The sequence below is a fragment of the Megasphaera massiliensis genome (genome assembly GCF_000455225.1).
Lineage (GTDB): Bacteria > Bacillota > Negativicutes > Veillonellales > Megasphaeraceae > Megasphaera > Megasphaera massiliensis.
In genome coordinates this window covers 18644-42044 of the sequence record NZ_HF954536.1, presented here as the reverse complement: position 1 = coordinate 42044, position 23401 = coordinate 18644, and the positions used below count along the sequence as shown (strand labels likewise).

The 23401-nt window shown below is 48.8% G+C and carries 26 protein-coding genes and 1 tRNA gene; 18 read left to right on the top strand and 9 right to left on the bottom strand.

Annotated elements, in window-relative coordinates; translation table 11 throughout:
* Position 1 precedes the first annotated feature (1 nt).
* The 3 genes from rpsF to rpsR are packed head-to-tail and all read left to right on the top strand — an operon-like array spanning position 2 to position 1022.
* Complete coding sequence (rpsF, locus tag TX77_RS03010) at positions 2 to 286, top strand: 30S ribosomal protein S6 (RefSeq protein ID WP_044503356.1); 285 nt, start codon at positions 2 to 4, stop codon at positions 284 to 286.
* Between the two features lie 16 nt (positions 287 to 302).
* Positions 303 to 746, top strand: a complete 444-nt coding sequence (locus tag TX77_RS03005; RefSeq protein WP_044503355.1) for a single-stranded DNA-binding protein — start codon at positions 303 to 305, stop codon at positions 744 to 746.
* 45 nt (positions 747 to 791) lie between these two features.
* On the top strand, positions 792 to 1022 hold the full coding sequence (rpsR, locus tag TX77_RS03000; RefSeq protein ID WP_044503354.1) for a 30S ribosomal protein S18: 231 nt from the start codon (positions 792 to 794) through the stop codon (positions 1020 to 1022).
* A 40-nt stretch (positions 1023 to 1062) separates the two neighbouring features.
* Here rpsR and TX77_RS02995 read toward each other — a convergent pair whose 3' ends face one another.
* A complete protein-coding gene (locus TX77_RS02995; RefSeq protein WP_044503353.1) occupies positions 1063 to 2313 on the bottom strand; it encodes an amidohydrolase family protein in 1251 nt (416 codons plus the stop codon).
* Positions 2314 to 2334: 21 nt separating this feature from the next.
* The gene (locus TX77_RS02990) at positions 2335 to 3225 is read right to left on the bottom strand and encodes a diacylglycerol/lipid kinase family protein (protein ID WP_044503352.1); all 891 of its coding nucleotides are present in this window, start codon (positions 3223 to 3225) and stop codon (positions 2335 to 2337) included.
* A gap of 174 nt (positions 3226 to 3399) precedes the next feature.
* Here TX77_RS02990 and TX77_RS02985 point away from each other — a divergent pair, with 174 nt between their 5' ends.
* The gene (locus TX77_RS02985; RefSeq protein WP_044503351.1) at positions 3400 to 5010 is read left to right on the top strand and encodes a gamma-glutamyltransferase family protein; all 1611 of its coding nucleotides are present in this window, start codon (positions 3400 to 3402) and stop codon (positions 5008 to 5010) included.
* 69 nt (positions 5011 to 5079) lie between these two features.
* Positions 5080 to 6093 carry a 1-aminocyclopropane-1-carboxylate deaminase/D-cysteine desulfhydrase gene (locus TX77_RS02980; RefSeq protein WP_230198016.1) on the top strand — a complete coding sequence of 338 codons (1014 nt, stop codon included), beginning with the start codon at positions 5080 to 5082 and terminating at the stop codon, positions 6091 to 6093.
* Between the two features lie 14 nt (positions 6094 to 6107).
* Here TX77_RS02980 and TX77_RS02975 read toward each other — a convergent pair whose 3' ends face one another.
* Together TX77_RS02975 and TX77_RS02970 are read right to left on the bottom strand one after the other, a co-directional pair.
* Positions 6108 to 7103, bottom strand: coding sequence for an inorganic phosphate transporter (locus TX77_RS02975; protein WP_044503350.1), 996 nt, complete (start codon positions 7101 to 7103; stop codon positions 6108 to 6110).
* A complete protein-coding gene (locus TX77_RS02970; RefSeq protein WP_044503349.1) occupies positions 7096 to 7725 on the bottom strand; it encodes a DUF47 domain-containing protein in 630 nt (209 codons plus the stop codon). Before TX77_RS02970 ends, TX77_RS02975 begins: the two co-directional genes overlap by 8 nt.
* Before the next feature lie 227 nt (positions 7726 to 7952).
* Between TX77_RS02970 and TX77_RS02965 the strand changes: the two genes are divergently transcribed.
* From TX77_RS02965 to TX77_RS02950, 4 genes are all read left to right on the top strand, one after another.
* Positions 7953 to 9281 (top strand): nucleobase:cation symporter-2 family protein, encoded by a 1329-nt coding sequence (locus TX77_RS02965; protein ID WP_044503348.1) that lies wholly within the window; start codon positions 7953 to 7955, stop codon positions 9279 to 9281.
* Positions 9282 to 9331: 50 nt separating this feature from the next.
* A complete protein-coding gene (locus TX77_RS02960; protein WP_230198015.1) occupies positions 9332 to 10441 on the top strand; it encodes a L,D-transpeptidase in 1110 nt (369 codons plus the stop codon).
* Between the two features lie 165 nt (positions 10442 to 10606).
* On the top strand, positions 10607 to 11002 hold the full coding sequence (locus TX77_RS02955; protein ID WP_044503347.1) for a NifB/NifX family molybdenum-iron cluster-binding protein: 396 nt from the start codon (positions 10607 to 10609) through the stop codon (positions 11000 to 11002).
* A gap of 27 nt (positions 11003 to 11029) precedes the next feature.
* Positions 11030 to 11311, top strand: coding sequence for a glutaredoxin family protein (locus TX77_RS02950; RefSeq protein WP_044503346.1), 282 nt, complete (start codon positions 11030 to 11032; stop codon positions 11309 to 11311).
* On the opposite strand, the gene bioA is transcribed toward TX77_RS02950, so the two are convergent.
* From bioA to TX77_RS02930, 4 genes are all read right to left on the bottom strand, one after another.
* Positions 11308 to 12654: an adenosylmethionine--8-amino-7-oxononanoate transaminase gene (bioA, locus tag TX77_RS02945; protein WP_044503345.1), complete on the bottom strand. Its 1347-nt coding sequence runs from the start codon at positions 12652 to 12654 to the stop codon at positions 11308 to 11310. The genes TX77_RS02950 and bioA overlap by 4 nt on opposite strands.
* Positions 12655 to 12667: 13 nt before the next feature.
* Positions 12668 to 13336, bottom strand: coding sequence for a dethiobiotin synthase (gene bioD / locus TX77_RS02940; RefSeq protein WP_044503344.1), 669 nt, complete (start codon positions 13334 to 13336; stop codon positions 12668 to 12670).
* A gap of 17 nt (positions 13337 to 13353) precedes the next feature.
* Complete coding sequence (locus tag TX77_RS02935; RefSeq protein ID WP_044503343.1) at positions 13354 to 13920, bottom strand: biotin transporter BioY; 567 nt, start codon at positions 13918 to 13920, stop codon at positions 13354 to 13356.
* A gap of 205 nt (positions 13921 to 14125) precedes the next feature.
* A complete protein-coding gene (locus TX77_RS02930) occupies positions 14126 to 14683 on the bottom strand; it encodes a manganese efflux pump MntP (RefSeq protein WP_044503342.1) in 558 nt (185 codons plus the stop codon).
* A 273-nt stretch (positions 14684 to 14956) separates the two neighbouring features.
* Here TX77_RS02930 and TX77_RS02925 point away from each other — a divergent pair, with 273 nt between their 5' ends.
* From TX77_RS02925 to TX77_RS12900, 9 genes are all read left to right on the top strand, one after another.
* Positions 14957 to 15733 carry a hypothetical protein gene (locus TX77_RS02925; RefSeq protein WP_044503341.1) on the top strand — a complete coding sequence of 259 codons (777 nt, stop codon included), beginning with the start codon at positions 14957 to 14959 and terminating at the stop codon, positions 15731 to 15733.
* A gap of 230 nt (positions 15734 to 15963) precedes the next feature.
* Complete coding sequence (locus TX77_RS02920) at positions 15964 to 16536, top strand: kinesin (protein ID WP_225068669.1); 573 nt, start codon at positions 15964 to 15966, stop codon at positions 16534 to 16536.
* A gap of 222 nt (positions 16537 to 16758) precedes the next feature.
* Entirely contained in the window at positions 16759 to 17346 is a 588-nt protein-coding gene (locus TX77_RS02915; protein WP_230198014.1) for a GNAT family N-acetyltransferase, read from the top strand.
* Positions 17347 to 17855: 509 nt separating this feature from the next.
* Positions 17856 to 18254, top strand: a complete 399-nt coding sequence (locus TX77_RS02910; protein WP_044503339.1) for a TerB family tellurite resistance protein — start codon at positions 17856 to 17858, stop codon at positions 18252 to 18254.
* Positions 18255 to 18277: 23 nt separating this feature from the next.
* Positions 18278 to 19834 carry a hypothetical protein gene (locus tag TX77_RS02905; RefSeq protein WP_044503338.1) on the top strand — a complete coding sequence of 519 codons (1557 nt, stop codon included), beginning with the start codon at positions 18278 to 18280 and terminating at the stop codon, positions 19832 to 19834.
* A gap of 17 nt (positions 19835 to 19851) precedes the next feature.
* Positions 19852 to 20868, top strand: a complete 1017-nt coding sequence (locus TX77_RS02900; RefSeq protein WP_044503337.1) for a hypothetical protein — start codon at positions 19852 to 19854, stop codon at positions 20866 to 20868.
* Positions 20853 to 21176, top strand: coding sequence for a YkgJ family cysteine cluster protein (locus tag TX77_RS02895; protein WP_049917279.1), 324 nt, complete (start codon positions 20853 to 20855; stop codon positions 21174 to 21176). The genes TX77_RS02900 and TX77_RS02895 overlap by 16 nt, the downstream gene beginning before the upstream one ends.
* A gap of 330 nt (positions 21177 to 21506) precedes the next feature.
* Positions 21507 to 21971, top strand: coding sequence for a NanQ anomerase/TabA/YiaL family protein (locus tag TX77_RS02890; RefSeq protein ID WP_044503336.1), 465 nt, complete (start codon positions 21507 to 21509; stop codon positions 21969 to 21971).
* 500 nt (positions 21972 to 22471) lie between these two features.
* Positions 22472 to 22999: a hypothetical protein gene (locus TX77_RS12900; protein ID WP_154651849.1), complete on the top strand. Its 528-nt coding sequence runs from the start codon at positions 22472 to 22474 to the stop codon at positions 22997 to 22999.
* Positions 23000 to 23251: 252 nt separating this feature from the next.
* Here TX77_RS12900 and TX77_RS02880 read toward each other — a convergent pair.
* A tRNA-Thr gene (locus TX77_RS02880) sits at positions 23252 to 23327 on the bottom strand.
* Positions 23328 to 23401 lie beyond the last annotated feature (74 nt).

The window sequence follows — 23401 nt, the reverse complement described above, 5'->3', positions numbered from 1 at the left end:
CGTGAACAAGTACGAAGTCATGTTTATTGCACGACCGGTCGAAGAAGCAGAAGTAGATCCCATCGTTGAATTGGTATCGAACCTTCTTACCAAGAACGGCTGCAGTATCGAAAAGGTAGATCGTTGGGGGAAACGCCATCTGGCATACCCTGTTAAGAAACAGGCTGATGGCTACTACGTTTTGATTAACTTTGAAGGCGAACCTGAAGTCATCAAAGAAATCGACCGTGTCATCAAGATCCACGATACTATTCTGAAACACTTGATCGTCAAGATCGACGAATAACCGGAGGCGCAAAGGTATGAACTCAGTACAATTATTAGGGAATTTGGCTCGGGACCCGGAAATCCGTTTTACGAAGACCGGACGGGCTGTCGCTATGTTTACCGTTGCCTGCACGCGGTCGTATGTTCCGACCGGCAGTTCAGAACCGCGGGAATTAACTGATTTTATTCCTTGTGTTGCTTGGGGTAATTTGGCGGAAAACTGTGGCAATAACTTAACCAAAGGCAGCCGTGTCTTCGTTCAAGGCCGTATCTCGGTCCGTTCTTATGACGGCCAGGATGGTCAGAAACGGTATCGCACGGAAGTCGTTTGCGACTTTGTTGCCCAGACAATGGGATCAGAACATCAGCAAGCTGCTGCTCCGGCACAGCCTGCCAGTGTAGCGCAGCCGAAACCGGCTGCTGCCGGTGCCGGCTTTGACAGCATGGGCTCCAGCACGGATGAAGAAATCCCATTCTAAAAGGTCAGACACGCCCCTTCTAATTCTTGAAGGAGGAAACTATACATGAGAAGAGATCGCTCGAGAAAACCGAGAAGAAAAGTATGCAGCTTCTGCGTTGATCATGCTGAACTGATCGATTACAAAGATACTGCAAAGCTTCGCCGTTTCACAACAGAACGCGGTAAAATCTTGCCGCGCCGTATTTCCGGCGTTTGCGCTAAACATCAGCGTAAACTGACTGTTGCTATCAAACGCGCACGTGCTATCGCACTCTTGCCGTACACGGCTGAATAATATAAAAGACTGTCGCTGAGCGACAGTCTTTTTTTTGCGATTAAATTTTCTTTCCGTTTACATAACGGGCGACGATGTTGCGGTCGTCACCGTCGTAAATGAATTGCTGAAGCTTTTCAAAGGGGGTCCGTTCCAGTCCTTCGATATCATCGTCCATGTGGATGACTAAGGCGTCAAAATTGAAGCCTGTTTCGAAACTGCCTGTATTTCCATAAAAACGGCCGGGGCCCTTCGTGGCCAAGTACAAGCCTTCACCGATGGTGAGGGCTTTTTCTGACGGATGATTCAGTGAATAGAGCTTTGAAATTTCGATGGTCAAGGCGATTTGCTTGTTCATGGCCGGGGTATGGCCGGCGGCGACGTCACTGGCAATGGTGCAGGTCAATCCCTTCGTAAGATTTTCGCGGAGGGGCATGATGCCGCTGGTCAGATTGGCATTGGACTGGGCACAGTGGGTCAAGTAAACGTCTTTTTCTTTGAGTAAACGCTTTTCTTCGTCAGACAGATAGATGGCATGAGCCATCAGTGTTTTATGTGGGCGAAGCAGCCCGAAGGCATCGTAGACACTAGTATACGACGGAAGGTCCGGATGCAGTTCTTTGACCCAAGCGACTTCGTGACGGTTCTCTGACAGGTGGGACTGGACGGGAAGATCGTATGTTTCGCAGAGGCGGCCGAGGCCGGTCATCAGCTTTTCTGTCGTCGACGGGACGAATCTCGGCGTTGCGATGAAGCGAATACGGTCCAATTCTTCGCGGCTGCGGAGGACGAGCTCTTCCGTATCAGCTAACGAGCGTTCTGTATCTTCCGTTAGATAGTCCGGGCTGTTTCTGTCCATGTTTACTTTCCCGACGTAACCTTTTAAACCCATATCTTCGGCAATGCGCATGAGTTTCCAAGTGGCATCCTTATGAATGGTGGCAAAGGCCGAAAAACATAGAGTTCCTTCGGCTTTTAAACGCGACAAGAAGGCACGGTAAACACGGGCAGCAAAGTCCGTGTCGGAAAAGCGGCCTTCCGTGGGGAAGGTATAGTTTTCCAGCCAAGGCAGGAGCTCTTCGTCAAAGCCCAAGCCGCGGTTGATGTACTGCGGCGCATGGATGTGGAGGTCGATAAAGGCCGGGATGATGATGTCCTTTCCGTAATCGACGACCGATGAAGGGGCTGCATGAGCCGGAAGGTCTTGGAAAAATCCCAGGACCTTACCGCCTTCGACTTGGATATATTGATTTTCAAGGATGATGAATTCTGCTTGCGATGGGGTATAGAGAAAATTTCCTTTTAGAAACATGTAAACTCCTTTTTTGCTTGTTTACTCCGGAACGTAGACCGATAAGAAGGATGGAAGAACCTTGATATCGAGGGGAAAAGACGGGCCCGAATCTCCGTCCATATTGGTCGAAAGGGGATGGTCGCTCAGAAGTTCAATGCGAACTTCTTCCAAGGCTTTTAAGGTCATCAATTCCGAGGTCAAGGGCTGTCCGGATAAAAATTCCGGAATGACCTTGATTAAATCCAGGTAGTTGAAATCTTTAAAGATTCCCAGCCAAATCTTTCCGTCATCGACTCGCGCCTGGGGTGCCAGATTGCGGAAACTGCCGACAGAGTTGGTCAGCATGGCGACGATGAGGGGCGAACGGTAGACAGAGGAACCTTCCGGCGTCGTGATTTTAAATAAAGATGTTTCATGGGCCTGCATGGCTTTGATGCCGGTCAGAAAATAAGCCAACGGGCCGAGGCGGGTCTTCTGCTCGATAGATACGTGGCCCACGGCTTCGGGCATGATTCCGGTGGCAATGGTATTGATGAAGTAGCGGTCATTGGCTTTTGCAATATCGACTTTGACGGTCTTGCAGCGCGGCAGGATATCAATAGCGACTTCCGGGTGGAGGGGGATGTTTAAGGCCCTGGCCAAGTCGTTGATGGTTCCCAAGGGAATGAATCCGAAGTCGATCGGTTTATTGGCCTGGGCCAGTCCGTTTATCGTTTCGTTGAGGGTTCCGTCTCCGCCCATGGAAAAGACGGCATCGAATCCGATCAGGGCAGCTTCCTTTGCCCATAGGGTGGCGTCTCCTGCCTGCTCTGTTTCTCGTAATTCCACGTCGTCGAACATGCTCTCCAACTGGCGTCTTAAATTTTCTTTGTGGTATTTTGCTCTCTCACGCCCTGCTGTAGGGTTGATGATTAACATACACCGTTTCAACTTGCTTCTACTCCTTACCTTGTAAATTCTTCTCGAAATGCATGATGCAATTACTATTATAACGAGAAAAAAGCCGTTCGTGAAGGTGGCGGACAAGGATTTGTCTGAATTTTGTCGAAGTCTTTCTTTAGATAGGTTTCCGCTTAGTATTTTTCAGAAAAGGAGTAAGGTCTTATGAATTTTGATGGTACTGTCTACCCTTATGGATCTCATCGAGAGGTGGTTTACGGCCGCCGGGGCATGGTCTGCACGTCTCAGCATTTGGCTGCCCAGTCCGGCCTCGATATGTTGAAACGAGGCGGGAACGCCGTTGATGCGGCTTTGGCGACGGCCATTTGCCTGACCGTTTTGGAACCGACCAGCAATGGTTTGGGGAGCGATGCTTTTGCCCTCCTTTGGATGGATGGAAAGTTGCACGGTATCAATGGCAGTGGTTGGTCTCCGGCAGCCCTGACGCGAGACCGATTAGTGGCTGAAGGTTATGAGGAAATGCCACTGCGCGGCTGGTATCCGGTCATGGTGCCCGGTGCACCTGCGACGTGGGCCGAAGTGCATCGCCGTTTTGGGAAACTTCCGTTTAATGAATTATTTGAACCGGCCATCACCTACGCTCGGGAAGGGTTTGTGGTCATGCCTAATTTGGCGGCCATGCTGGCTTACAGTGCCGACGCCTTTCGAGCTTATCGGGAGGATCCTCTTTTTCGCCCCTTGTTTGATACCTTCTTTCCCCGAGGAAGGACGCTCCAAGCAGGAGATATCCTGACACTGCCGGAGCTTGCGAACTCGTTGGAACTCCTGCGCGACAGTCATTGCCGCTCCCTTTATGAAGGCGAACTGGCTCAAGATATAGTTCGCTGGTCCATCGAAACAGGCGGCCTTCTTCGCGACGCTGATTTGTCGGAATACCGCCCCTGGTGGGTAGATCCGATTCACACCGACTATCGGGGCTATGATGTATGGGAAATCCCGCCCAACGGACACGGATTAGTCGTCCTCATGGCACTCAATATTGTAAAGGGGTTTACTTTTGATAAACAACGAGACAATGCCGAATCGATTCATCGTCAGATCGAAGCCATGAAATTGGCTTTTGTCGACGGAAGAAAGTACATTGCCGATCCGCGGTTTATGAAGACGGCCGTTTCCGACTGGTTGTCTGATTCGTATGCCGAAAAGCGTCGGAGCATCATTCGCGATCAAGCCTTGATGCCGGAGGCCATCGATGTAAACTCCGGGGGTACCGTTTACTTATGCAGTGCCGACGGTGACGGCAATATGGTGTCTTTCATCCAAAGCAATTACAATGGCTTCGGTTCGGGCATCGTCATTCCGGGGCGCGGTATTTCTCTCAATGACAGAGGGCATAATTTCTTCATGGACACAGCCAGTGACAACTGTCTCGGCCCGAGAAAAAAATCGTACCACACGATCATTCCCGGCTTCTTGACGAAAGATGGGAAGGCCGTCGGTCCTTTCGGTGTCATGGGAGCCTTTATGCAGCCCCAGGGACAGCTGCAAGTCTTGCTGAATACCATTGACTATCACCTTAACCCACAGGCGGCCCTTGATGCGCCTCGTTGGCAGTGGGTCGGCGGCAAAACGATTGAAGTCGAGCCGGACATGCCGCAGGATGTCATCGACGGACTGCGGGCACGGGGCCATGATATCATCGTCAAAGGCGATATTCAGACCTATGGCCGGGGGCAGATCATTTGGCGCAGTGAAGCGGGCGTGCTGGTCGGGGGAACGGAGCCTCGGGCGGATGGGGCCGTGGCTGCCTGGTAAAGGGCCTTCCTTTTCTTCTCGTCTAAAATATGATAGGATGGAGAAAACAAAAGGAGGTATTATTCCCCAATGAAACCGATGAAACCAAAACTTTCCTTGTTAGACACGGCACCGACGCCGCTCCAGTATTTATCCGGCTTGTCACAGGAGTTATTTCGCGAAATATACATTAAACGCGATGATTTAACGCCCTTTGGCGGCGGCGGTAACAAGCTGCGCAAATTAGAGTATTTGATGATTGAAGCTTTGAATGCTCAGGCCACGACCATCGTTACCGTCGGAGCACCCCAGACCAACCACGGCCGGTTGACAGCGGCTATAGCGGCCAAATTCGGTCTGCACTGCATCATCGTTGCCGTCGGAGAACCCGAGGCGGAATTGAGCGGCAACTTGTTCTTAGACGGTATCTTTGGCGCCCGTGTCGTCTTAAAGCGAGATGACGGGCGAGACCACGACGTACAGCTCGAAGAAACGGTCAAGAAGGTCATCGAAGCTGAAGTAAAGAAAGGTGAACAAGTTTACTTCATTCCCATGGGCGGCAGCGATACGACGGGCCTTCTCGGTTATATGGACTGCGCGCGCGAGCTCGATGCCCAGGCTAAAGAACAGCAAATCAGCGGGGCTACGGTCTACGTTCCCGTCGGCAGTATGGGCACTTACCTCGGCTTGTACTGCGGGCTTAAATCGATCGAATCTGATTTAAAACTGATCGGCATTGCCGTCATGCCCTTTGATATGGAAAAATTAAAGGCCTACTTTACGCAGGCCAAAGAAGAATACGGATTTAATTTTGAGGGTGACTTCCACGTCGAAACGGGATATATCGGAAAAGGTTACAATGAACCGGAACCGAGGATTCGGGAAGCCATTTACACCATGGCCCGCCATGAAGGAATTTTGCTCGATCCCTGCTATACGGGGAAGATGTTTGCCGGTGTCCTGTCGATGATTAAGGAAAAGAAAATCAAGTTGGGACGCCAAGTCATCTTGCTCCATACCGGCGGTATGCCCGGCCTGTATGCAGCGCCTCATCGGGAAAAAATCGAACGGGACGTGAAAGATCAGATCCAAGTCATAAAATAAGGACAAGAAAACTCTTAGAAAAACAGGTGCTGCAGGATGAAGTAGGATAAGGCACCCATGACAGCTGTGCAGGGGATGGTCATGACCCAGGCCGTGACCATCTGACGGGCGACGCTCCAGTGGACGGCTTTAACTCGCTGGGCCGACCCGACGCCCATGATGGAGCCGGAAACGACGTGCGTCGTCGATACGGGCAGGTGCAGCAAGGTTGCTGAAAAGATGACGACAGCTGAGTTTAAGTCAGCTGCAAAGCCGTGGACGGGGTGCATCTTAAAAATCTTGCCGCCGACGGTGCGGATGATTTTCCAACCGCCGACACTCGTCCCCAAGGCCATGGCCAGGGCGCAGAGGAATTTTACCAGGTCAGGGACTTCCAAGCTGGTGATAAAACCGCCGGATACCAGGGCCAGGGTGATGATACCCATCGATTTCTGGGCGTCGTTGGAACCGTGAGAAAAGGCCATCAGGGCCGCTGATACGACTTGCAGCCGGTTGGCAACCAGGTTTACTTTGGCCGGTTTAAAGGAATGGCAGACCATGAAGATGATCTTCATGATGATGAAGCCCGTAATGATAGCCGAGATAGGCGAGATGATGAGGGATAAGACGATTTTTAAGATCCCGAAGCCGTTGAGGGCCGCTGCTCCGGCAGAAACCATGATGGCACCGATCATGCCTCCGATGAGGGCGTGAGACGAGCTGGACGGCATGCCGACCCACCAAGTCAGGAGGTTCCAGATAATAGCGCCTACGAGGCCGGCAATGATGATCATTTCATTGATCAAGGTCGGCGAAACGACGATATCTCCGCCAATCGTCTTGGCGACGCCCGTCGAAATCATGGCGCCTAGGAAGTTTAAAATCGCAGTGCCGATGATGGCGACACCGGGCCGAATGGCTCGCGTCGATACGCAGGTGGCAATGGCGTTGGCCGTATCGTGGAAACCATTGATAAAGTCAAAAACAAGGGCCAGGATGACGACCATGATGATGAGCGACGTATCAAGCATACTTCATGGTCACCTCTTTAACGGTATTTGCCAGGGTTTCGACGTTGTCCGAAGCTTCTTCCAGCGTCCCCAGGATGTCTTTCCAGCGGATGACGTTGAGCAGGTCTTTTTCTTCACCGCTGAACAGGCGGGAAATTTCCTGTCTGTAAAGATGGTCGATTTCCGATTCCAGTCGGTTTAAGCGTTCGGCATGGCGCATGAGGTTAGCTTGGTTGCGGTCGATGTCTTTTAAGAGGGAGAAAATCTTATTCATTTCTTCCCCCATGAGGACCAGCTGCTCGGTCATGGTAACGGCGGCGTCCGGAGCTGTGGTAACGTGGTACATACTGGTACGCATTAAAGCTCCCTGAAGAGAGTCGATGCTGTTTTCGAGCTGGCAGGTCAATTTATAGAAATCTTCGCGGTCGATTGGTGTGATGAAAACGCGGGACAACTTGAAGATGATATCTTGATTGGTTTTTGATGATTCATGTTCTAATTTCACGATTTCTTTTAAATGAAGTGAAATCGTGGAAACGTCTTGCATAACTTCATGAGCGATGACAGCGCCGCGATGGAAATTTTGGGCATTGGCTACGAGATAATCGAAGAATTCTTCGTGCTTATTGCTGATACTGAACATAGTTATTCCTCCTATACAGACATGAAAAACATTATATAAGGGATATATCAGTGTTTTGCAAAGAATATGTAAAGAATAGGTAAAATATAATGATGCGCTTTGATTTTTTTGCGGCGATGGTATAATGGAGTCATTGCTATTATTTTATAACGGTACTGCCATATACGGTCGTGGAATACGGCTCGCGATGGTGCTGATTTATTCTGAACATGAGGTGACTTTTACAAATGAATGAAGAACGAACCGCACAGATTCATCCCGTCGACGAAATGCTGCCGACTGGCCAACTGTTTGCTTATGGGCTGCAGCACGTCCTGGCGATGTATGCCGGTGCCGTTGCCGTACCTATCATTGTAGCCCAGGCTTTGCACCTGTCGCCGATGGAATTGGTCCACCTGATCAATGCTGATTTGTTTTCCTGCGGGATTGCGACCTTGATCCAGACACTGGGTTTTTGGAAAGTCGGGGCGCGCATTCCCATGATTCAAGGCGTTACCTTTGCCTCGGTCACACCGATGATCCTTATCGGGGCTGAACACGGCATTACGGCGATTTATGGGGCCATCATCATTGCCGGTTTGTTTACTTTCTTGATTGCTCCGTTTTTTAGCCGATTCATTCGATTTTTCCCGCCCGTTGTTACGGGGACTATCATTACGATTATTGGGATTACCCTTCTGCCTGTCGCTGTAAACTGGATGGGCGGTGGGAATCCAAAGGCGCCTGATTTTGCCTCGCCGATGAATTTATTCCTCGCTTTCATTACTTTGGTTATTATCATTGCCATTTATCGCGGCGGCAAAGGCTTTTTGAGCAACGTATCCGTCTTGTTAGGCCTTATCGGAGGTACGATTATTGCCATGGCGTTAGGGCAGACTGATTTTTCGGAAGTCGGAAACGCTTCCTGGTTTGGTCTGGTTACGCCCTTTTCCTTTGGCCTTCCGACCTTTGACATCGGCTCCATCTTATCGATGATGGTCGTCATGATCGTCACTATGGTAGAAACGACGGGCGACTGCATCGCTATCGGGTCGATCGTAGGCACTCCTATCGGACGTGACCGTTTGTCCCGCTGCCTTCGGGCTGACGGCTTGTCGACGGTCATCGGCGGTATCTTGAACAGCTTCCCGTATACGGCCTTTGCCCAAAATGTCGGTTTGATTGCCGTTACCCGCGTCAAGAGCCGCTTCGTCGTCGCCGCTTCCGGCATCATTCTCATTGCCTTAGGTCTCTTTCCGAAGATGGCCGCCGTCGTAGCATCGATTCCGAATTCCGTCTTAGGCGGCGCCGGCGTTGCCATGTTCGGCATGGTCATTGCCAGCGGCATCCGAGCACTGAGCAAGGTCGAGTTTGACGGCACCTACAACCTGATGATTGTTGCCGTCAGTATCGGCGTCAGCATGATTACCCTGACGGCGCCGAATTTCTTCCACAGCTTCCCGTCGTGGGCCAATATCGTTCTCCACAGCGGGATTACTTTGGGGAGTATCACGGCCGTCCTGCTCAATTTGATCTTGAATGGCTGCGGCAGGGAAGAGGATATGGATGGCAATTAAACAACTGTAAATGAAAGTAAATTCGTTTTACCTGAAAGCGAGGGATTTTTTTGCTGAAGAAAATGGTGGCCTTAACCTGTGCCGTTGCTTTGAGTACAGGCGCGGCCTGGGTACATGCGGAAGAACTCAAAACGGCACCGCCTCCTTTTGCGGTGAAGGTTGAAATAAAACCGGCGGCTGCACCACAGACTTCAAATACGTCTTCGCAGAAGACGGTGACCCAGGCTGCTTCCAAGGCTCAACCGAAGGCCGAAAAGGCTGTTAAAAAATCGACGGAGAAAAAAATCGGCGTCAATATAGCCAGCCGTATACTGACCCTCTATGAAGGCGATACAAAAATCAAAATGTATCCTGTCGGGGTAGGCCGGACGTCGACACCGACGCCGACGGGTTTTTATAAGGTACAAAATAAAGAGGTGAATCCGACCTGGATCGATCCTGACGATACGAGCATCCAAATCGCATCCGGTCCGGATAACCCGATTGGCTATCGCTGGATTGGGTTTCATGGCAATTACGGAATCCACGGGACGAACAATCCCGGTTCTATCGGCGGCTACGTCTCGAATGGCTGCATCCGTATGAAGGAGCCCGATGTGGAAGACCTGTATCAATACGTATCGATCGGGACGCCGGTTACGGTATATTATGACCGCCTGGTCATCGATGTCAGTCCGGAACACGCCGTATCCTACTACGTCTACCCGGACGGCTACGGCTGGCAGGCCTTAAGTGTAGCGCAGGTAAAGAAAGCCCTGGCCGGCTATGGCGTAGAAGACTTTGCTGAATTCAAAGAGATTTCGGATAAAATAAACCGTTCTGACGGCAATGTGACCTACGTTGCCAAAGCCTATGACTTGGTGGTCAATGGAACGAAACTGTCTAAACGAGCTCTTGGCAAAAACGATCAAATCTATTTGCCGTCTGTAGCCGTTGCGACAGCCCTTGACCTGGATTTGCGCTGGAATCCGCAGCAAGGCATTCTGACCAGCCCTTACGGGATTGCGCCCGGCTATGTAAAGAGTGATGTCGTGTATGTAAACGCGGCTAACGCCTATTCTTTATTCCACTTAAATGGCAGTTTAACTCCGGATTACGTCTATAATATGTATTCTGTAAAAGGCGATAAAACACCGACGGTCGTCATTTCCCGCGGCTAATGCAAAAGGCTGTGAAGAGAGGGTGAATCCTTTCTTCACAGCCTTTTGTTTTTGTTGACAAATACTGACATATGTCATATACTTAGGAAAAAGATTGATGACATATGTTGAAAATAGAAATATAAAAAATTCGTCAAGTTATGGCGTATTTAAGGAGAATCTGATATGATGAAGATAGCTGTTACCTATGAACATGGTGATGTATACCAGCATTTCGGCCATTCCTCACAGTTTAAACTGTATGATGTTGAAGATGGGCGCCTGGTCGAAGCTCGCATCGTCGATACGGAAGGTCAAGGCCACGGTGCACTGGTATCCTTTTTAACGTCTCTGGGCGTCACGACGGTCATTGCCGGAGGAATCGGTGACGGTGCCAGAAAGGCCCTGGCCGATGCTTCCATCCAATTGTATGGCGGCGTCTCAGGCAGTGCTGATGAAGCCGTCAAAGCCTTGTTGGCCGGAACCTTGGAGTTTAACCCCAACCCGTCTTGCGGCCATCATGGCCACGAAGGCGGTCACCATGGTCATCATGAAGGCCACCATCATTCTCATGACCTTTGATTGTTTCCCTGAAAGGAGCGGATTATCTTGAAAAATATTACTGCTTTTTACTTACATAGCTGCCCGTACTGTAAAGGTGCTAAAGAAGCCCTTGCTGAATTGATTGAAGAAAATCCGGAATACCGCAAGGTTACCGTTGACTGGTATGAAGAAACGGAAAATCCCGAAGCGGTAAAAGGCCATTCCTACTATTACGTACCGTCCATGTTCATCGGTACCGAAAAACTGTATGAAGCGCAGCCGGGCCAGTCTTACGATGAAATTAAAGCTCACGTCAAAGCGGCCTTAGATGCGGCCCTGACGGCTTAATCGTCACCCAATACGGCGTGAACGGCTTGTGCACAGCGACGGACGGCTTCGTCCATGGTTTCTTTTTCGATGGTCAAGGGCGGATTAAAGTAAAGGATGTCGCCAATAGGGCGCAGGACTAATCCCAAATCCATGGCTTTGCGGAAAATGTGCCAGCCTAAGCGTTTTTCCGGATTGAACGGGCGTTTACTTGCTCTGTCTTCTACTAATTCAATAGCGTTGATCAGGCCAATGTGGCGAATTTCGCCGACGTTGTGATGGCTGCCGAGAGCAGCATCTAGCTTTTCATGAAGGTAGATGCTTTTCTCGGCAGCTTTTTTTAGTATGTCGTCTCGCTCCATGATTTTTAGGACGGCTAGAGCGGCACGGCAGGCCAAGGGGTTGCCGGCGTAGGTGTGGCTGTGAACGAAGGCCTTATGGGTGTTGAAATCCCCGTAAAAGGCTTGGTAAACGGCGTCGGTCGTAATCGTCAGAGACATGGGCAGATAACCGCCGGTAAGCCCTTTGGACGTACAGAGAATATCGGGGCTGATGCCGGCGTGTTCGATGGCAAACATCTTTCCCGTTCGACCAAAGCCGGCGGCGACTTCGTCGTCGATGAGGAGGACGCCGTACTGGTCACAGAGTTTGCGCAGGCGCCGCAAATATTCCGGCGGATAGATACGCATGCCGGCAGCGCCTTGGAGAATCGGTTCGACGATGAGGGCGGCTGTTTCCTTACCATAGGCGGCGAAGGCCTTTTCGGCACCGATAAAGCATTCACAATCGCAGTTCTCGCGAGTTTTGCCATAGGGACAGCGATAGCAGTCGAGGCCATCGAAGTGAATGTTATGCATCATCATTGGCTTATACATTTGAGCATAGAGGTCCATGCTGCCTACGGACAAGGCACCAATCGTTTCGCCATGGTAGGATTCAGACAGACACATGAAGCGCTGACGCTTCGGATGGCCCTGTTGGTACTGGTATTGGAAAGCCATCTTCAAGGCACATTCGACGGACGAAGACCCGTTGTCGGTAAAATTGAAATGAGTCAACCCCTTTGGCAGCAGCGGCTGGAGGGTTTGACACAGCTCGATGGCCGGACGATGAGAAAAGTTGGCAAATATGACGTGTTCCAATTTGTCGAGCTGATCCTTGATGGCGTCGTTGATTTCTTCATTGGCATGGCCTAAGAGATTGCACCACCAGGAACTGATGATATCGATATATTCTTTGCCGTTCGTATCGTATAGGTAGCAGCCCTTACCGTGGTCGATGACGACGGGCGGGAATACTTCGGCATCTTTCATCTGCTGGGCCGGGTGCCAGATATATTTTAAATCGGCTTCAAGTAAATTCATGTAAATGTCCTCCTCATTGGTATAAATGGATCAGCTGGTCGGTATCGGCGTCGATGATTTCGTCGTCATCGGAGACAACGGCTAATACCGGCTTTTGGCTCAATTTTTCAATCATGCGGATATTGTCTTTTTCCATGGGGCTTCCTGTATAATGATTGACGATGAAGCCCTGAACGGGGAGATGCTTTTCTTTCATATAAAAGGCCGTTAAGACGGCTCCGTTAATGGTACCGAGGCCGGCGGGGCAGACGATGAGGGACGGCAGGTTCAGCCAGCGAATGACGTCTTTCAACTGGAAAAAGGCCTGTTCATCGTCGCGAAGGGGACAGATAATGCCGCCGCTCCCTTCGACGGTGACGTAGGGATAACGGGCCGTTACCTTTTGCCAGCCGCGCAGGATGACTTCCTTTTCAATGGGGCGACCTTCCCAGCGGGCGGCTAAGTGAGGCGATACGGCATGGCTGTAGAGGTAGGATAAGAGAAGCTCCGAATCTTCTCCGATGTCGGCCGTTTTATTGACGAAACCGGCGTCACTGTCGGCGACGGTCGGAGCTCCACTGATGGCGGCTTTGTAGTAACCGACGTCGTATCCGTGTTGACGCAGCGTCTTGACTAAGAGGGCCGTTACATAGGTCTTGCCGATATCCGTACCGGTCCCGGTAATAAATAATCCTTTACTCATGGTGAATTAACTCCTTTCTAACGAGGAAGGCTTCGCTGTATTTGACGGGTCAGAAAGGCCGCGACAATACATAAAAAGATGTCGCCGGGAATGGGTAATAAGAAACAGTAAACGAATAAGGTCCACAAGCTGATGGGGGTTCCCAGGTAGAGGTTGTTTATCATGGTTAAGTAAGCCATGCCGGCGGTGTAAATGACGACCAGGCCGGCAAAGTTAGCTATGAGGAGATCCTTCAAGGACGGGTGGGAGCTTTGGTGAGCCAAATATCCCGTCAATCCGGCTCCGCCGATGAAGCCCAGGAGATAGCCGAAGGTCGGTTGAAAGATGTAAGACGGACCGCCGCCTGACGTAAAGACCGGCAGACCGACTAAGCCTAAGAGAACATAGACGCCGACGGAAGCGGCACCGCGGCGGCCTCCTAAGATGGCCCCGGCCAGGGTAGTGAACAATAATTGCAAGGTAAAGGGACAGAAGGGCACGGGAATTCGGATAAAGGCCCCAATGGCAATCAAGGCTGTAAATAAGGCGAATAGAACCAAGTCCCGCGTAGTACAGCGGCGTGCAGACAAGGCTGATGAAGACATGAAACCACTCCTTTTTGTATAATTGTAAACCTAAATAACTTGTGATTTGGTTCACGATATTTATGATTATACGAGGTCATAACTTCATTGTCAATCGTTATTTTAAATATAAAGTTGACAATAGATATATAAAAAAGCACAGCCGTGACGATCACGGCTGTGCTGAGGGGAGCATTTTTACATCTGGCCTGTAAAAATATCGCCTTTATAGAATGCCTAATCCTTGGAGGAGAATCTTTAACCCAATAAGGATGAGAACGATGCCGCCGACAAGTTCGGCTTTGCTCTTATAGTGGTTCCCAAATAATCCGCCGGCCCTTATGCCAATGGCAGAGAGCAGAAAGGTCGTGACCCCGATGATTGTAACCGAGGGAATCACCTGTATATTCATGAAGGCGAAGGTGACGCCGACGGCTAAGGCATCGATACTCGTTGCAATGGCCAGCATCAGCATAGTATATGGTTGGAGGGACGGGTTGCAGCTGCCACTCGCTTCACGAGACTCTTTAATCATATTAAGGCCGATTGCGCTCAGGAGAATGAAGGTAACCCAATGGTCGTAGGCGTCGATTAATTCAATAAAAAAGCTGCCCAACACATAGCCGATGGAGGGCATCAAGGCCTGAAATCCACCAAACCATAAACCGACAATAATCATATGATGCCATTTGACGTTGCGAAGGGATAAGCCCTTACAGATGGATACAGCAAAAGCATCCATCGACAAGCCGATGGCTATTAAGATCAAATCCAGTATATTCATTAATTGCTCCTCTTTTGTTCCTGACTACAAGATAGACTGCAATTTATTTATTATAAAAGATGAGCCTCTTTATGTCAATGAAAAGCTGACCGATTAAGTATAATTTTAATGGAGGGATGTTGTAAACATCCTTGCCGTTGTTTACGAAGTTTGAACGCCGGGAATGGAGGTGTTTCGTAAACAAGAATAAACAGGCGTGGGAACTATTGTTTTCCTCTAGGAAGAAGCGTATAATAAGGGGCTGCAAGAAGTCAACAAAGGGAGCGATTTAGCATGAAAAAAATAGCAAAAAACATGGTTCTGTGTGCGCTGATGACGATGAGTTTATCAGCCGTTTGTGCTGCCGAAGAGGCGGCTGTTCCAACGGCCGAACCGCAGGTGACCGTCGCTTCGACAACCCAGGCTCAGCCGAATCAGACTGTCGCCGATTGGCTGGCACCGGCTGCCGGAGACTGGTATAATACCAAGGGCGATTTAGTACTGACTGTCGAAGGCGCCGCCATCAACGGATCTGCCGTTACTGATATCGAAGACTACACCGACGGCTATCCTCGTAAAGGGAAGTTTACCATTCGTGAACAGGCCGGGGATCGGGTCATGAGCCTGGACTTGATGGGTCATAAGTCTCACCAATACCTCATCATGGACAACACGACGCCCCTGCGGCGATCTATCCATGGCGATCACTATGAATCCATTGGCGGCGTTTACTTGGGGATGACCCAATCCGACTTGGAAGGTGCTTACGGACAGGCTGACAGCACTGTCCCTGATCAGGATACGTCACGCCTTATCTTCGGCAGTCACCATATGGACGTTTACCTTCGAGCCGGCATCGTCATTGGCGTACGGATTTACGACGGCAGTGATTTGAAATTCGAGCAGTCGGGACTGGGGGCTGCAGATACGGCGGCGGCCTATGCCAAGGCGTATGGCTGGGAATCGACGCCGACGGTTCCGACCGATGGGGCTTCCATTTCGCGGGCTTACAAACTTCCTCAAGGTGAATATCTGCGGTTTGGCCAAAATTTTGTACAGCTTTCCATTTAAGAACGTTTACCTTTAGCGCGGTGGAATGCGGTCACCCCTTGCAGAATCTCCTCATTTAGGACAAATTTGCTTGTGAGAGTTGCATTATTTAATGAGATGGTGTAAACTAAAAGAAAGGAATTTAGATGCGTTTTCATTGTGCTGATTGGCATGGTTGAGCCCTTTATTTCTTAAAATCATGAGCTTGGTAAATCGAAAATGACTGTAGTAAATGCGAGGAGAGAAGATACGTGATTACAACAAAGGATTTAATGGACCGCTACAATATCAAGACCCGTCAGGGCATCATCCAGTTCGTCAAGAAACATTTAGACGAAATTAACCACGATGGGGAAGAACATGCTACGATACAGAAGGGCGAATGGTCTTTTGATACCGAAGCCGTTCGCGTTTTAGACCAATTGCGCGGACTTCACGACCAGGCGACGATTACGGAATTGGAAAGCGAAAAAGTGTCCAATGCCCAACAGGAGTCGCACAACCTGCGTATTCTACTGTTGAAAACCCAGCAGGATCTCAATACGGCCCAGCAGCAGGTCATCAGCCTGCAGCAAAATCTCATTGCCAAGCAGCATGAATTGTCGGAAGTGAAAGTCAAGGCCTTAGAGGGGCAGCAAAATAAAGATCAGGCAGAAGCGCTTCAGGGAGAAGTAGACCGACTGAAAAAAGAAGGTCAGGCCATTGAAGAAGAGCAAAAACAGCTTCAGGAAAAACTGTCTTCCGTTGAGGCAGAACGCGACAGACTGCGTCAGGAGCTGACGGAAACCAATAACCGACCGTGGTGGAAGAAGCTTTTTGCGTAGTATCGATGTATGTCGAATTGATCAGGAGCCGTTTGACAGGCAGGATATCTGCACTGTCAGATGGCTCCTATTTTATTCCTTACTGCGGCGGCCGGCGATTCAGACTGTTTATGGACGGGCGATTCCGATTGTGCTATACTCTGTTTTATCGATTTCCAAAGGACAGATGTCCTTTTAAAGAATCTGTTTTTGAGGCTAAGGGAAATAAAAGAAGTGAAAGGAATGATGGTTAAGATGAGTCAGGAAGTAAGGATTCGTACTGCCCGGAAAGAAGATGCAGCGGACCTGGAACGGATTTACGCCTATTATGTAAACCAGACGGCCATTACCTTTGAGTATCAGGCTCCGGACGCCCAGGAAATGGAACGTCGGCGAAAAACGATCCTTGCCCGGTATCCGTACTTGGTGGCAGAAAAAGACGGCAAGGTAGTCGGTTATGCCTATGCCCATGAATTTTATGGTCGGGAAGCCTACGCCTGGTCTGTCGAATCGACGATTTACATCGATAAAGATGCTCGTCGGTTGGGAATCGGACGTATTCTTTACGAAGCTTTGGAACAGACCCTGAAAGCCATGGGCATTTTGAATATCAATACCTGCATCGCCATTGCAAAGGATCCGGAAGACCCATATTTGACCAATGGCAGCTTTTCTTTTTACCAGGGCTTAGGCTATGATAAGATTGCCCACTTTCATCACAGCGGCTATAAATTCGGCCGGTGGTACGACGTCATTTGGATGGAAAAAATGATCGGGGACCACGGGGATAACCCGGCACCGATTATCCCCTTTGATGCGGAGAAATGGTAAACGCTTTCTACTTGAGATGGCGTTGCTATAGTTTTGGCGCGAAAAAATTAGTACTGCTTTTAGCGCCGGGAATTTGATTTATTTATCGACAAGAAAAATACGACATCGCCTTTCCTAGCTATGGGGAGGTGATTTTTGTTTACCTGTTTCGTGACAGAAACCGTTACTACAGGATATTTTTGCGCCAAGGCTTCCTTACGACGAAATTTTTCGCCTATAGACGGTTATTGGCGAGAGTGGCTCATCGACTTGGCCTTTTTTGCTCGTGTAAATCTGTTTACATACATCGATTCCTTCGCGAGATACAATGCCTCGTCTTTTCCAGCGGCGATGTTGGGGGTTAACCTGATTTCTGATATAATATAAGATAAATAGAATTTACTTTTCAGTCTGTTTTTTATATCGCCTGTCCGCCGTTATTGGGACGTCAGGTATTTCTTTTGGTTCTTTCAATGAAAGCATTATGATCTTATGTTCTTTATGAGGATTATCAAAAGGAGGAAGCGACCATGTTTTTGGGACAATTCAGCAAGGAAGAACAGGCAATCTTTTTGAATTTGGCATATACGATGATGTATGCCGACCATGAAGTCAAAGACGACGAAAGAGAAAAATTTCAGTTGTATCAAACGGAAGTAGAAGCGGATATCACCAAGGCCGAAGTCGTCGACTTTGTGGCGGAACTTGCAAAATTTCAGAATCTCGATATAACGAAAAAGAAGATGCTCCTGTTTGAACTGCTGGGCATTGCCTTTGCCGACTCAGAATACGCCGAAGATGAACGAGTTTTGATGGAACAGGCCGCTGCCTTTTTATCGGTTTCACCTGTCGATATGGAGCGGATGATGACTTTGGTACAGGATCTGGCGCATATCTATCAGGAAGTAAATGAGGTCATTATGCGCTAGCTGTAACGGACAGAGGTAGACGTATGCAGAAGAAAAAGAAGTCCAAAGAAGACAAATCAACTAAAAAATTGAAGATAGATACGGCCATTTCAGGGATTACCAATGCGGGAATGGCTGAGGATATCCTCCTCCATGGCGCTGCCGGCAAGGAACATATGGTAGCTTATGAGGGCATTGATCATGAAACAGGAATAACCCTTAAACGAAGTTTAAAGGATATTTCTAAGAGTAAGGTCAATCCGCAGTATAAGGAACAGAATCTCAAGCAGCAGGCCGGATTTTCCGCAGAGGTAAAGGAGACGGCTCGGGAAAATGCCAATCGAATCCTCAAGAAAGATGGGACACGAAAGGTGCGGACCGACGATGCCGGTCGTGTAAATGATCCTTTGTATGACCATGTAGAGGTGGATGCAAAGGGAAATATAATACCCGGGTCGGGTTCGCAGATGAAGATTGTCGGAAAGAATCCGGAAGAATGCTTGGATAAACTGATGTCCAAGAAATTTAAAAAATATCGTGATGCTAATAAACGCATTGATATCCAGTCCGACTTCTACGATGGAGTCTGTCAGAAAATCGATACTCGCATTGACAATCTGAAGAAACAAGCAGAAGGTGCAAGACGTCAAGGGAAAACAGATATTGCCCAAAAGAAACAGGATCAAATTGCTGAATTGAAGAGACTCCGGAAAAATTTGAGAAAATCACATGTCTCTCAGGCAGAAGCGATGGAGGCGAGATGTAATCCGCTCCTGTCTACGGCCAAGGATATTCATCTCCTGAGCCATAAGGCCGGCCTTCAGGGGGCTGAGGCGGGTGCCCGTATCGGCGGTATCATCAGCGGACTTCAGAATGCTGTCTGTGTCTTGCGCGGGCAAAAGCGACCATCGGAAGCCTTGAAAGATACGGCTTTGACGACCGGGAAGGCCGCTGTTGGCGGTTACGTGACTTCCTATGGAAGTACGGCGGCCATTGCCGTCATGCGCAATGCCAGTCAATCCTTTATCCGGACCTTGTCGAAAACGAATTTACCGACCCAGGTTGTTTCAACGGCGGTCACTTCGGCCGATACGATCTGGCAATGGATGAACGGCAAGATTACGGGAACGGAATGTCTCCAAGAGATGGGGAAAAATGGCTTTGCCATTTCATCCTCGGCTGCCTATGCGACGGCAGGTAAAATTTTATTTCTCGGTTCAAATGCTGGCCTACTCGTCGGCGGCATGATCGGCTATTCCTTAGCCAGTGCTTGCTATGGGGAGTTGATGGCGGCCTTGAAAGAAGCCAAACTTGCCAGGGAAGAACGAATCCGGATAGAGCGTGAATGTGAGGAAGCGATTGCAGCCATACGACAATACCGCCAAGAAATCAACGAAATTGCCGATAGACACCTTGCGGAATATAGACATACCTTTGATGCGGCCTTTGCCGATATGAAGATGTCCATGGGAATCGGAGATATCGATGGCTTTATGGCCGGAGCCAATACGATTACGCGTAAATTTGGCGGAGAAACGAAATTTGATTCATTTGAAGAATTTGACAGGTTGATGAACAATCCGGAACCCTTTAAATTTTGATGAAGGAGGAACTGACTATGCCTATCCCCGTTTTAATTGGTCTTGGACTTGGTGTGGCTGCCGGCGTTACCGGCGTTGTAAAGGCCGTTGGTGCCAAACAGAAGAATGATCAAGCGCAGGATGTAAACGAGAAAGCCCGGAAGATTTACGACGATGCCAAAGGGGCTGCCGATAGAGCTCGTCGGACGGCGAACGAATCCGTTACCATATTAGGCAAAGAACGCGCGGATACCTTAACGAATGAGTGTTCCGAATTTAGGGAGACGTTCAATAAGATACATCATATAGAAGATTCTTTTTCCGTCGATTTTGGTGGGCAGCTGGAATGGAATGAAGAAGCGTATGTTGAAATGAAAAAATTGGAAACCATTGCATTTTCTATGGCATCCGGAGCCCTCAAAGGTTCGGCGGCGGGGGCATTAACGGCCTTTGGTGCCTATGGCGGCGTCATGTCTTTTGGTGCGGCGTCTACGGGGACGGCCATTGCCAGCTTAAGCGGAGCAGCTGCCACCAATGCGACCTTAGCTTTCTTAGGCGGTGGGACACTGGCTGCCGGCGGTCTCGGCATTGCCGGCGGAACCATGGTCTTAGGCGGCCTTGTGGCAGGTCCGGCCTTGGCCGTTTTAGGCTTTTCGTTAAGTTCCAAGGCGTCGGCTAACTTAGATAATGCTCGCAGCAATTTGGCCAAGACTCGTGAAATTGCTGAAGAGTTGGCGGTTTTAAGAGATGGCTGTTATAAGATCCGCGATGTGGCTCAGATGTATACGGACATGCTCCATAAGTTAAGGCCTCTCTTATCGTCTTTGACGGAGGAGATGGACTGGGGAATCCGAGAATACGGAACCGATTATCGGAGCTATCCGGCGGATGTCAAACAAACCGTTGCCGCCGGTATGGCGACTTTCCAAGCGATTGTACCGATTGTCCGGACGGCCATAATTACTAAAGACGGAGCCGTCGATGAGAGGGCTTTGCGGATTATCGACGGAGCGAAGGCCAAATTACCGGAATTAAGGTCATGGCAGCCAGCATGAATTTTCCCTGCATCCGGTGCGGCGAATGCTGCCGCCATGCCGGAGAAGTTCCCCAATTAGCTCCGAGAACAGATGCCGACGGCGCCTGCCTGTATCTCGATAAAAGAACGAATCGCTGCACCATTTATGCGACGAGGCCGAAGGTGTGTAACGTTTCGTATATGTATCAACACTACTTTAAAGATCAAATGACGGAAAGCGAATTCATCCAAAAGAATCTGCAAGTTTGCTGTCTGTTAAACAAGGTTGCCGGAAAAATCGACAATGTTGAAAAAATAGAAAAAATCTTGGAGGCATATGATCCATAACCGATTTCTCGGTGGATGGTGCGGCAGAACGGTTCTCGAATTCTATCATGACCTTGTAAGGCTGGATTTTATTATCATAACGAAGAAACTCGTAAGCTTCTCAAATATCAAAATAGAGCAGACAGCCTCGTCTGCTCTATTTTTTATGCGACGGATCTGATTCTATATTGATAGGAAGCTAAAATCTATGTATACTAGGGTTCAAAGGAAGTATCGAAATGAAATACCTGGGGTACTTTGTTTTTTTGTTAAAGGGGTTCATGCGATGGAACGTCGCAGCTTATAAATGAATCAAGTATGTATCTTAATTATTCATGGGAGGGGTATGTTATGATTTTTTCATCTCTTTATGCCAACAACCGAAGTATCGTCTTTCCGAGTGCCATTGAAGACGCACTGGAGTATTTAAAAAGCCATGATTTTACAACCATGGAACCGGGTGTTTATGAAATTAAAGGAAAAGATATCTATGCACAAGTCTTTGATACAGAAACGAAGCCCGCTGAAAAACAGCGTCCGGAAGTGCATGAAAAATACATCGACGTTCAATTCTTGGCTTCCGGGAAAGAAAAACTCGGTTTTACACCGGATACCGGAAACTATGAAGTGGCAGAACGAGATGATGAACGCGATTTAATTTTCTATAAAGAAGTCGAAAATGAAGGTTTCGTCGAAGCTAGACCTGGCTGTTTCAGTATCTTCTTCCCGGAAGATGTCCACCGCCCTGCCTGTGCATCGGGAGAATCGATGACCGTTCGAAAAGTAGTCGTAAAAGTCAGCGTGGACTTACTGTAAGAGAAGCGGAGGTTTCATGACTCGCTGAATTCACAAGGTGTAACATATATAGGCCGTTATAGCGGCCAAAGGGCAGTAGTTTATTTCCGAGTAACCTGAAAAGATTGCTCGGAATTTTTTTTTGATTCGTCGGCGTCGGAGGTAGGGCCGTGAAACCATCATCTGATTGCTATGCGTGGACATGCCAAGGGTAAGGTGAAAGATACGCTCGTTATGAATACGTACATTTTTTGTATAGGGAATATGGCTCCGCCGTTTTGATGCGTCCCTGGAGGTGGAGCCTCATCGAACCTATCGAAATGATATTTTTGGTATTTGATATGAAAGAATCGAAAATGCTGATAAATGATAATATAAATGATATAATGAAGGAGAATATCGAATAAGCCCCCATGTTGTCGTCGATGGATTTTATCCCTGCACCCTTTTGGGGGGATGCAGGAACGGGTGCTATGGTAGGAACCCAGCTAGGTATGTTACATCGTAGAAAGGAGAACACCATGGATGACATCAAAGCTATTGAACGGTATTTAATTGGCAGGTATGTGCAGGAGAAGGAGGTAAATCTTGCCGAGGTCCCCAGTCGGCGTGATGCACTTTTGTACCTTGCCCTGCGGGAAGAATTGGCTGTTATGAACCGGCCGCTGTACCAAACTGTAATCCTAGCCGGAGCTGATGGTCCGGCCTTTCCGGAAATTCCGACCAGAACACAGGATGAGGCGCAAGAACTGATTTTAGACTGCCTCTCCGGCATGCGAGCTGTCTATATGGGCGGCCTGTTTCCAGACGTGTCTCCGGAGAGCATGAACCGGATTCAAAACGTTGTTATAACCTATAAGGATGTCCCCGACGCAGAACTGCGGGAGATGGTCAAAAATCAGATCTCGTGGCAACAGGCCAGAAAATCAGGGCAGCCATACGACCTCGAGGATATTCGAAAGGATGCCCGAAAGATTCGTCCTTACGACAATGCTTGGGATCTGTATTACGACGAAACATACCCCGGAATGGAAGACTGCGATGAGTGATGTTATAGGAACTTTTTTGACGAGAGAGTTTCACTTAAAGCGATGAATGTTTTGATGTAACAAAAAAAAGCCCGTTCCGGGCTTTTTTTGTGATGACAACGGGAGTCACTAAGACGACCTACTGCCCTGCGGAGGACCTGAAAAGGATAATACCCCGTCGTGCAACAATTATTTTTAGGGGAGATAGAGTATGATTATTTAGCATAAAAAAATAACCTTGCTATTGAGAATAGCAAGGTTATAATTAAGTGTTGGAGCCACTAATAGGATTCGAACCTACGACCCTCTCATTACGAATGAGATGCTCTGCCAGCTGAGCTATAGTGGCAAGTACTCTTATATTATAGTCATGCGTCACCTTGTTGTCAACACTTTTTTTCTTACAGCGTGATATTTTTTTCC

Bases quoted from the DNA above. Each gene is read 5' to 3' on its own strand.
- TX77_RS03005 (WP_044503355.1), top strand. From the start codon at position 303: ATGAACTCAGTACAATTATTAGGGAATTTGGCTCGGGACCCGGAAATC.
- rpsR (WP_044503354.1), top strand. From the start codon at position 792: ATGAGAAGAGATCGCTCGAGAAAACCGAGAAGAAAAGTATGCAGCTTC.
- TX77_RS02995 (WP_044503353.1), bottom strand. From the start codon at position 2,313: ATGTTTCTAAAAGGAAATTTTCTCTATACCCCATCGCAAGCAGAATTC.
- TX77_RS02985 (WP_044503351.1), top strand. From the start codon at position 3,400: ATGAATTTTGATGGTACTGTCTACCCTTATGGATCTCATCGAGAGGTG.
- TX77_RS02980 (WP_230198016.1), top strand. From the start codon at position 5,080: ATGAAACCGATGAAACCAAAACTTTCCTTGTTAGACACGGCACCGACG.
- TX77_RS02975 (WP_044503350.1), bottom strand. From the start codon at position 7,103: ATGCTTGATACGTCGCTCATCATCATGGTCGTCATCCTGGCCCTTGTT.
- TX77_RS02970 (WP_044503349.1), bottom strand. From the start codon at position 7,725: ATGTTCAGTATCAGCAATAAGCACGAAGAATTCTTCGATTATCTCGTA.
- TX77_RS02965 (WP_044503348.1), top strand. From the start codon at position 7,953: ATGAATGAAGAACGAACCGCACAGATTCATCCCGTCGACGAAATGCTG.
- TX77_RS02955 (WP_044503347.1), top strand. From the start codon at position 10,607: ATGATGAAGATAGCTGTTACCTATGAACATGGTGATGTATACCAGCAT.
- bioA (WP_044503345.1), bottom strand. From the start codon at position 12,654: ATGAATTTACTTGAAGCCGATTTAAAATATATCTGGCACCCGGCCCAG.
- bioD (WP_044503344.1), bottom strand. From the start codon at position 13,336: ATGAGTAAAGGATTATTTATTACCGGGACCGGTACGGATATCGGCAAG.
- TX77_RS02935 (WP_044503343.1), bottom strand. From the start codon at position 13,920: ATGTCTTCATCAGCCTTGTCTGCACGCCGCTGTACTACGCGGGACTTG.
- TX77_RS02930 (WP_044503342.1), bottom strand. From the start codon at position 14,683: ATGAATATACTGGATTTGATCTTAATAGCCATCGGCTTGTCGATGGAT.
- TX77_RS02925 (WP_044503341.1), top strand. From the start codon at position 14,957: ATGAAAAAAATAGCAAAAAACATGGTTCTGTGTGCGCTGATGACGATG.
- TX77_RS02915 (WP_230198014.1), top strand. From the start codon at position 16,759: ATGATGGTTAAGATGAGTCAGGAAGTAAGGATTCGTACTGCCCGGAAA.
- TX77_RS02910 (WP_044503339.1), top strand. From the start codon at position 17,856: ATGTTTTTGGGACAATTCAGCAAGGAAGAACAGGCAATCTTTTTGAAT.
- TX77_RS02905 (WP_044503338.1), top strand. From the start codon at position 18,278: ATGCAGAAGAAAAAGAAGTCCAAAGAAGACAAATCAACTAAAAAATTG.
- TX77_RS02900 (WP_044503337.1), top strand. From the start codon at position 19,852: ATGCCTATCCCCGTTTTAATTGGTCTTGGACTTGGTGTGGCTGCCGGC.
- TX77_RS02895 (WP_049917279.1), top strand. From the start codon at position 20,853: ATGGCAGCCAGCATGAATTTTCCCTGCATCCGGTGCGGCGAATGCTGC.
- TX77_RS02890 (WP_044503336.1), top strand. From the start codon at position 21,507: ATGATTTTTTCATCTCTTTATGCCAACAACCGAAGTATCGTCTTTCCG.
- TX77_RS12900 (WP_154651849.1), top strand. From the start codon at position 22,472: ATGGATGACATCAAAGCTATTGAACGGTATTTAATTGGCAGGTATGTG.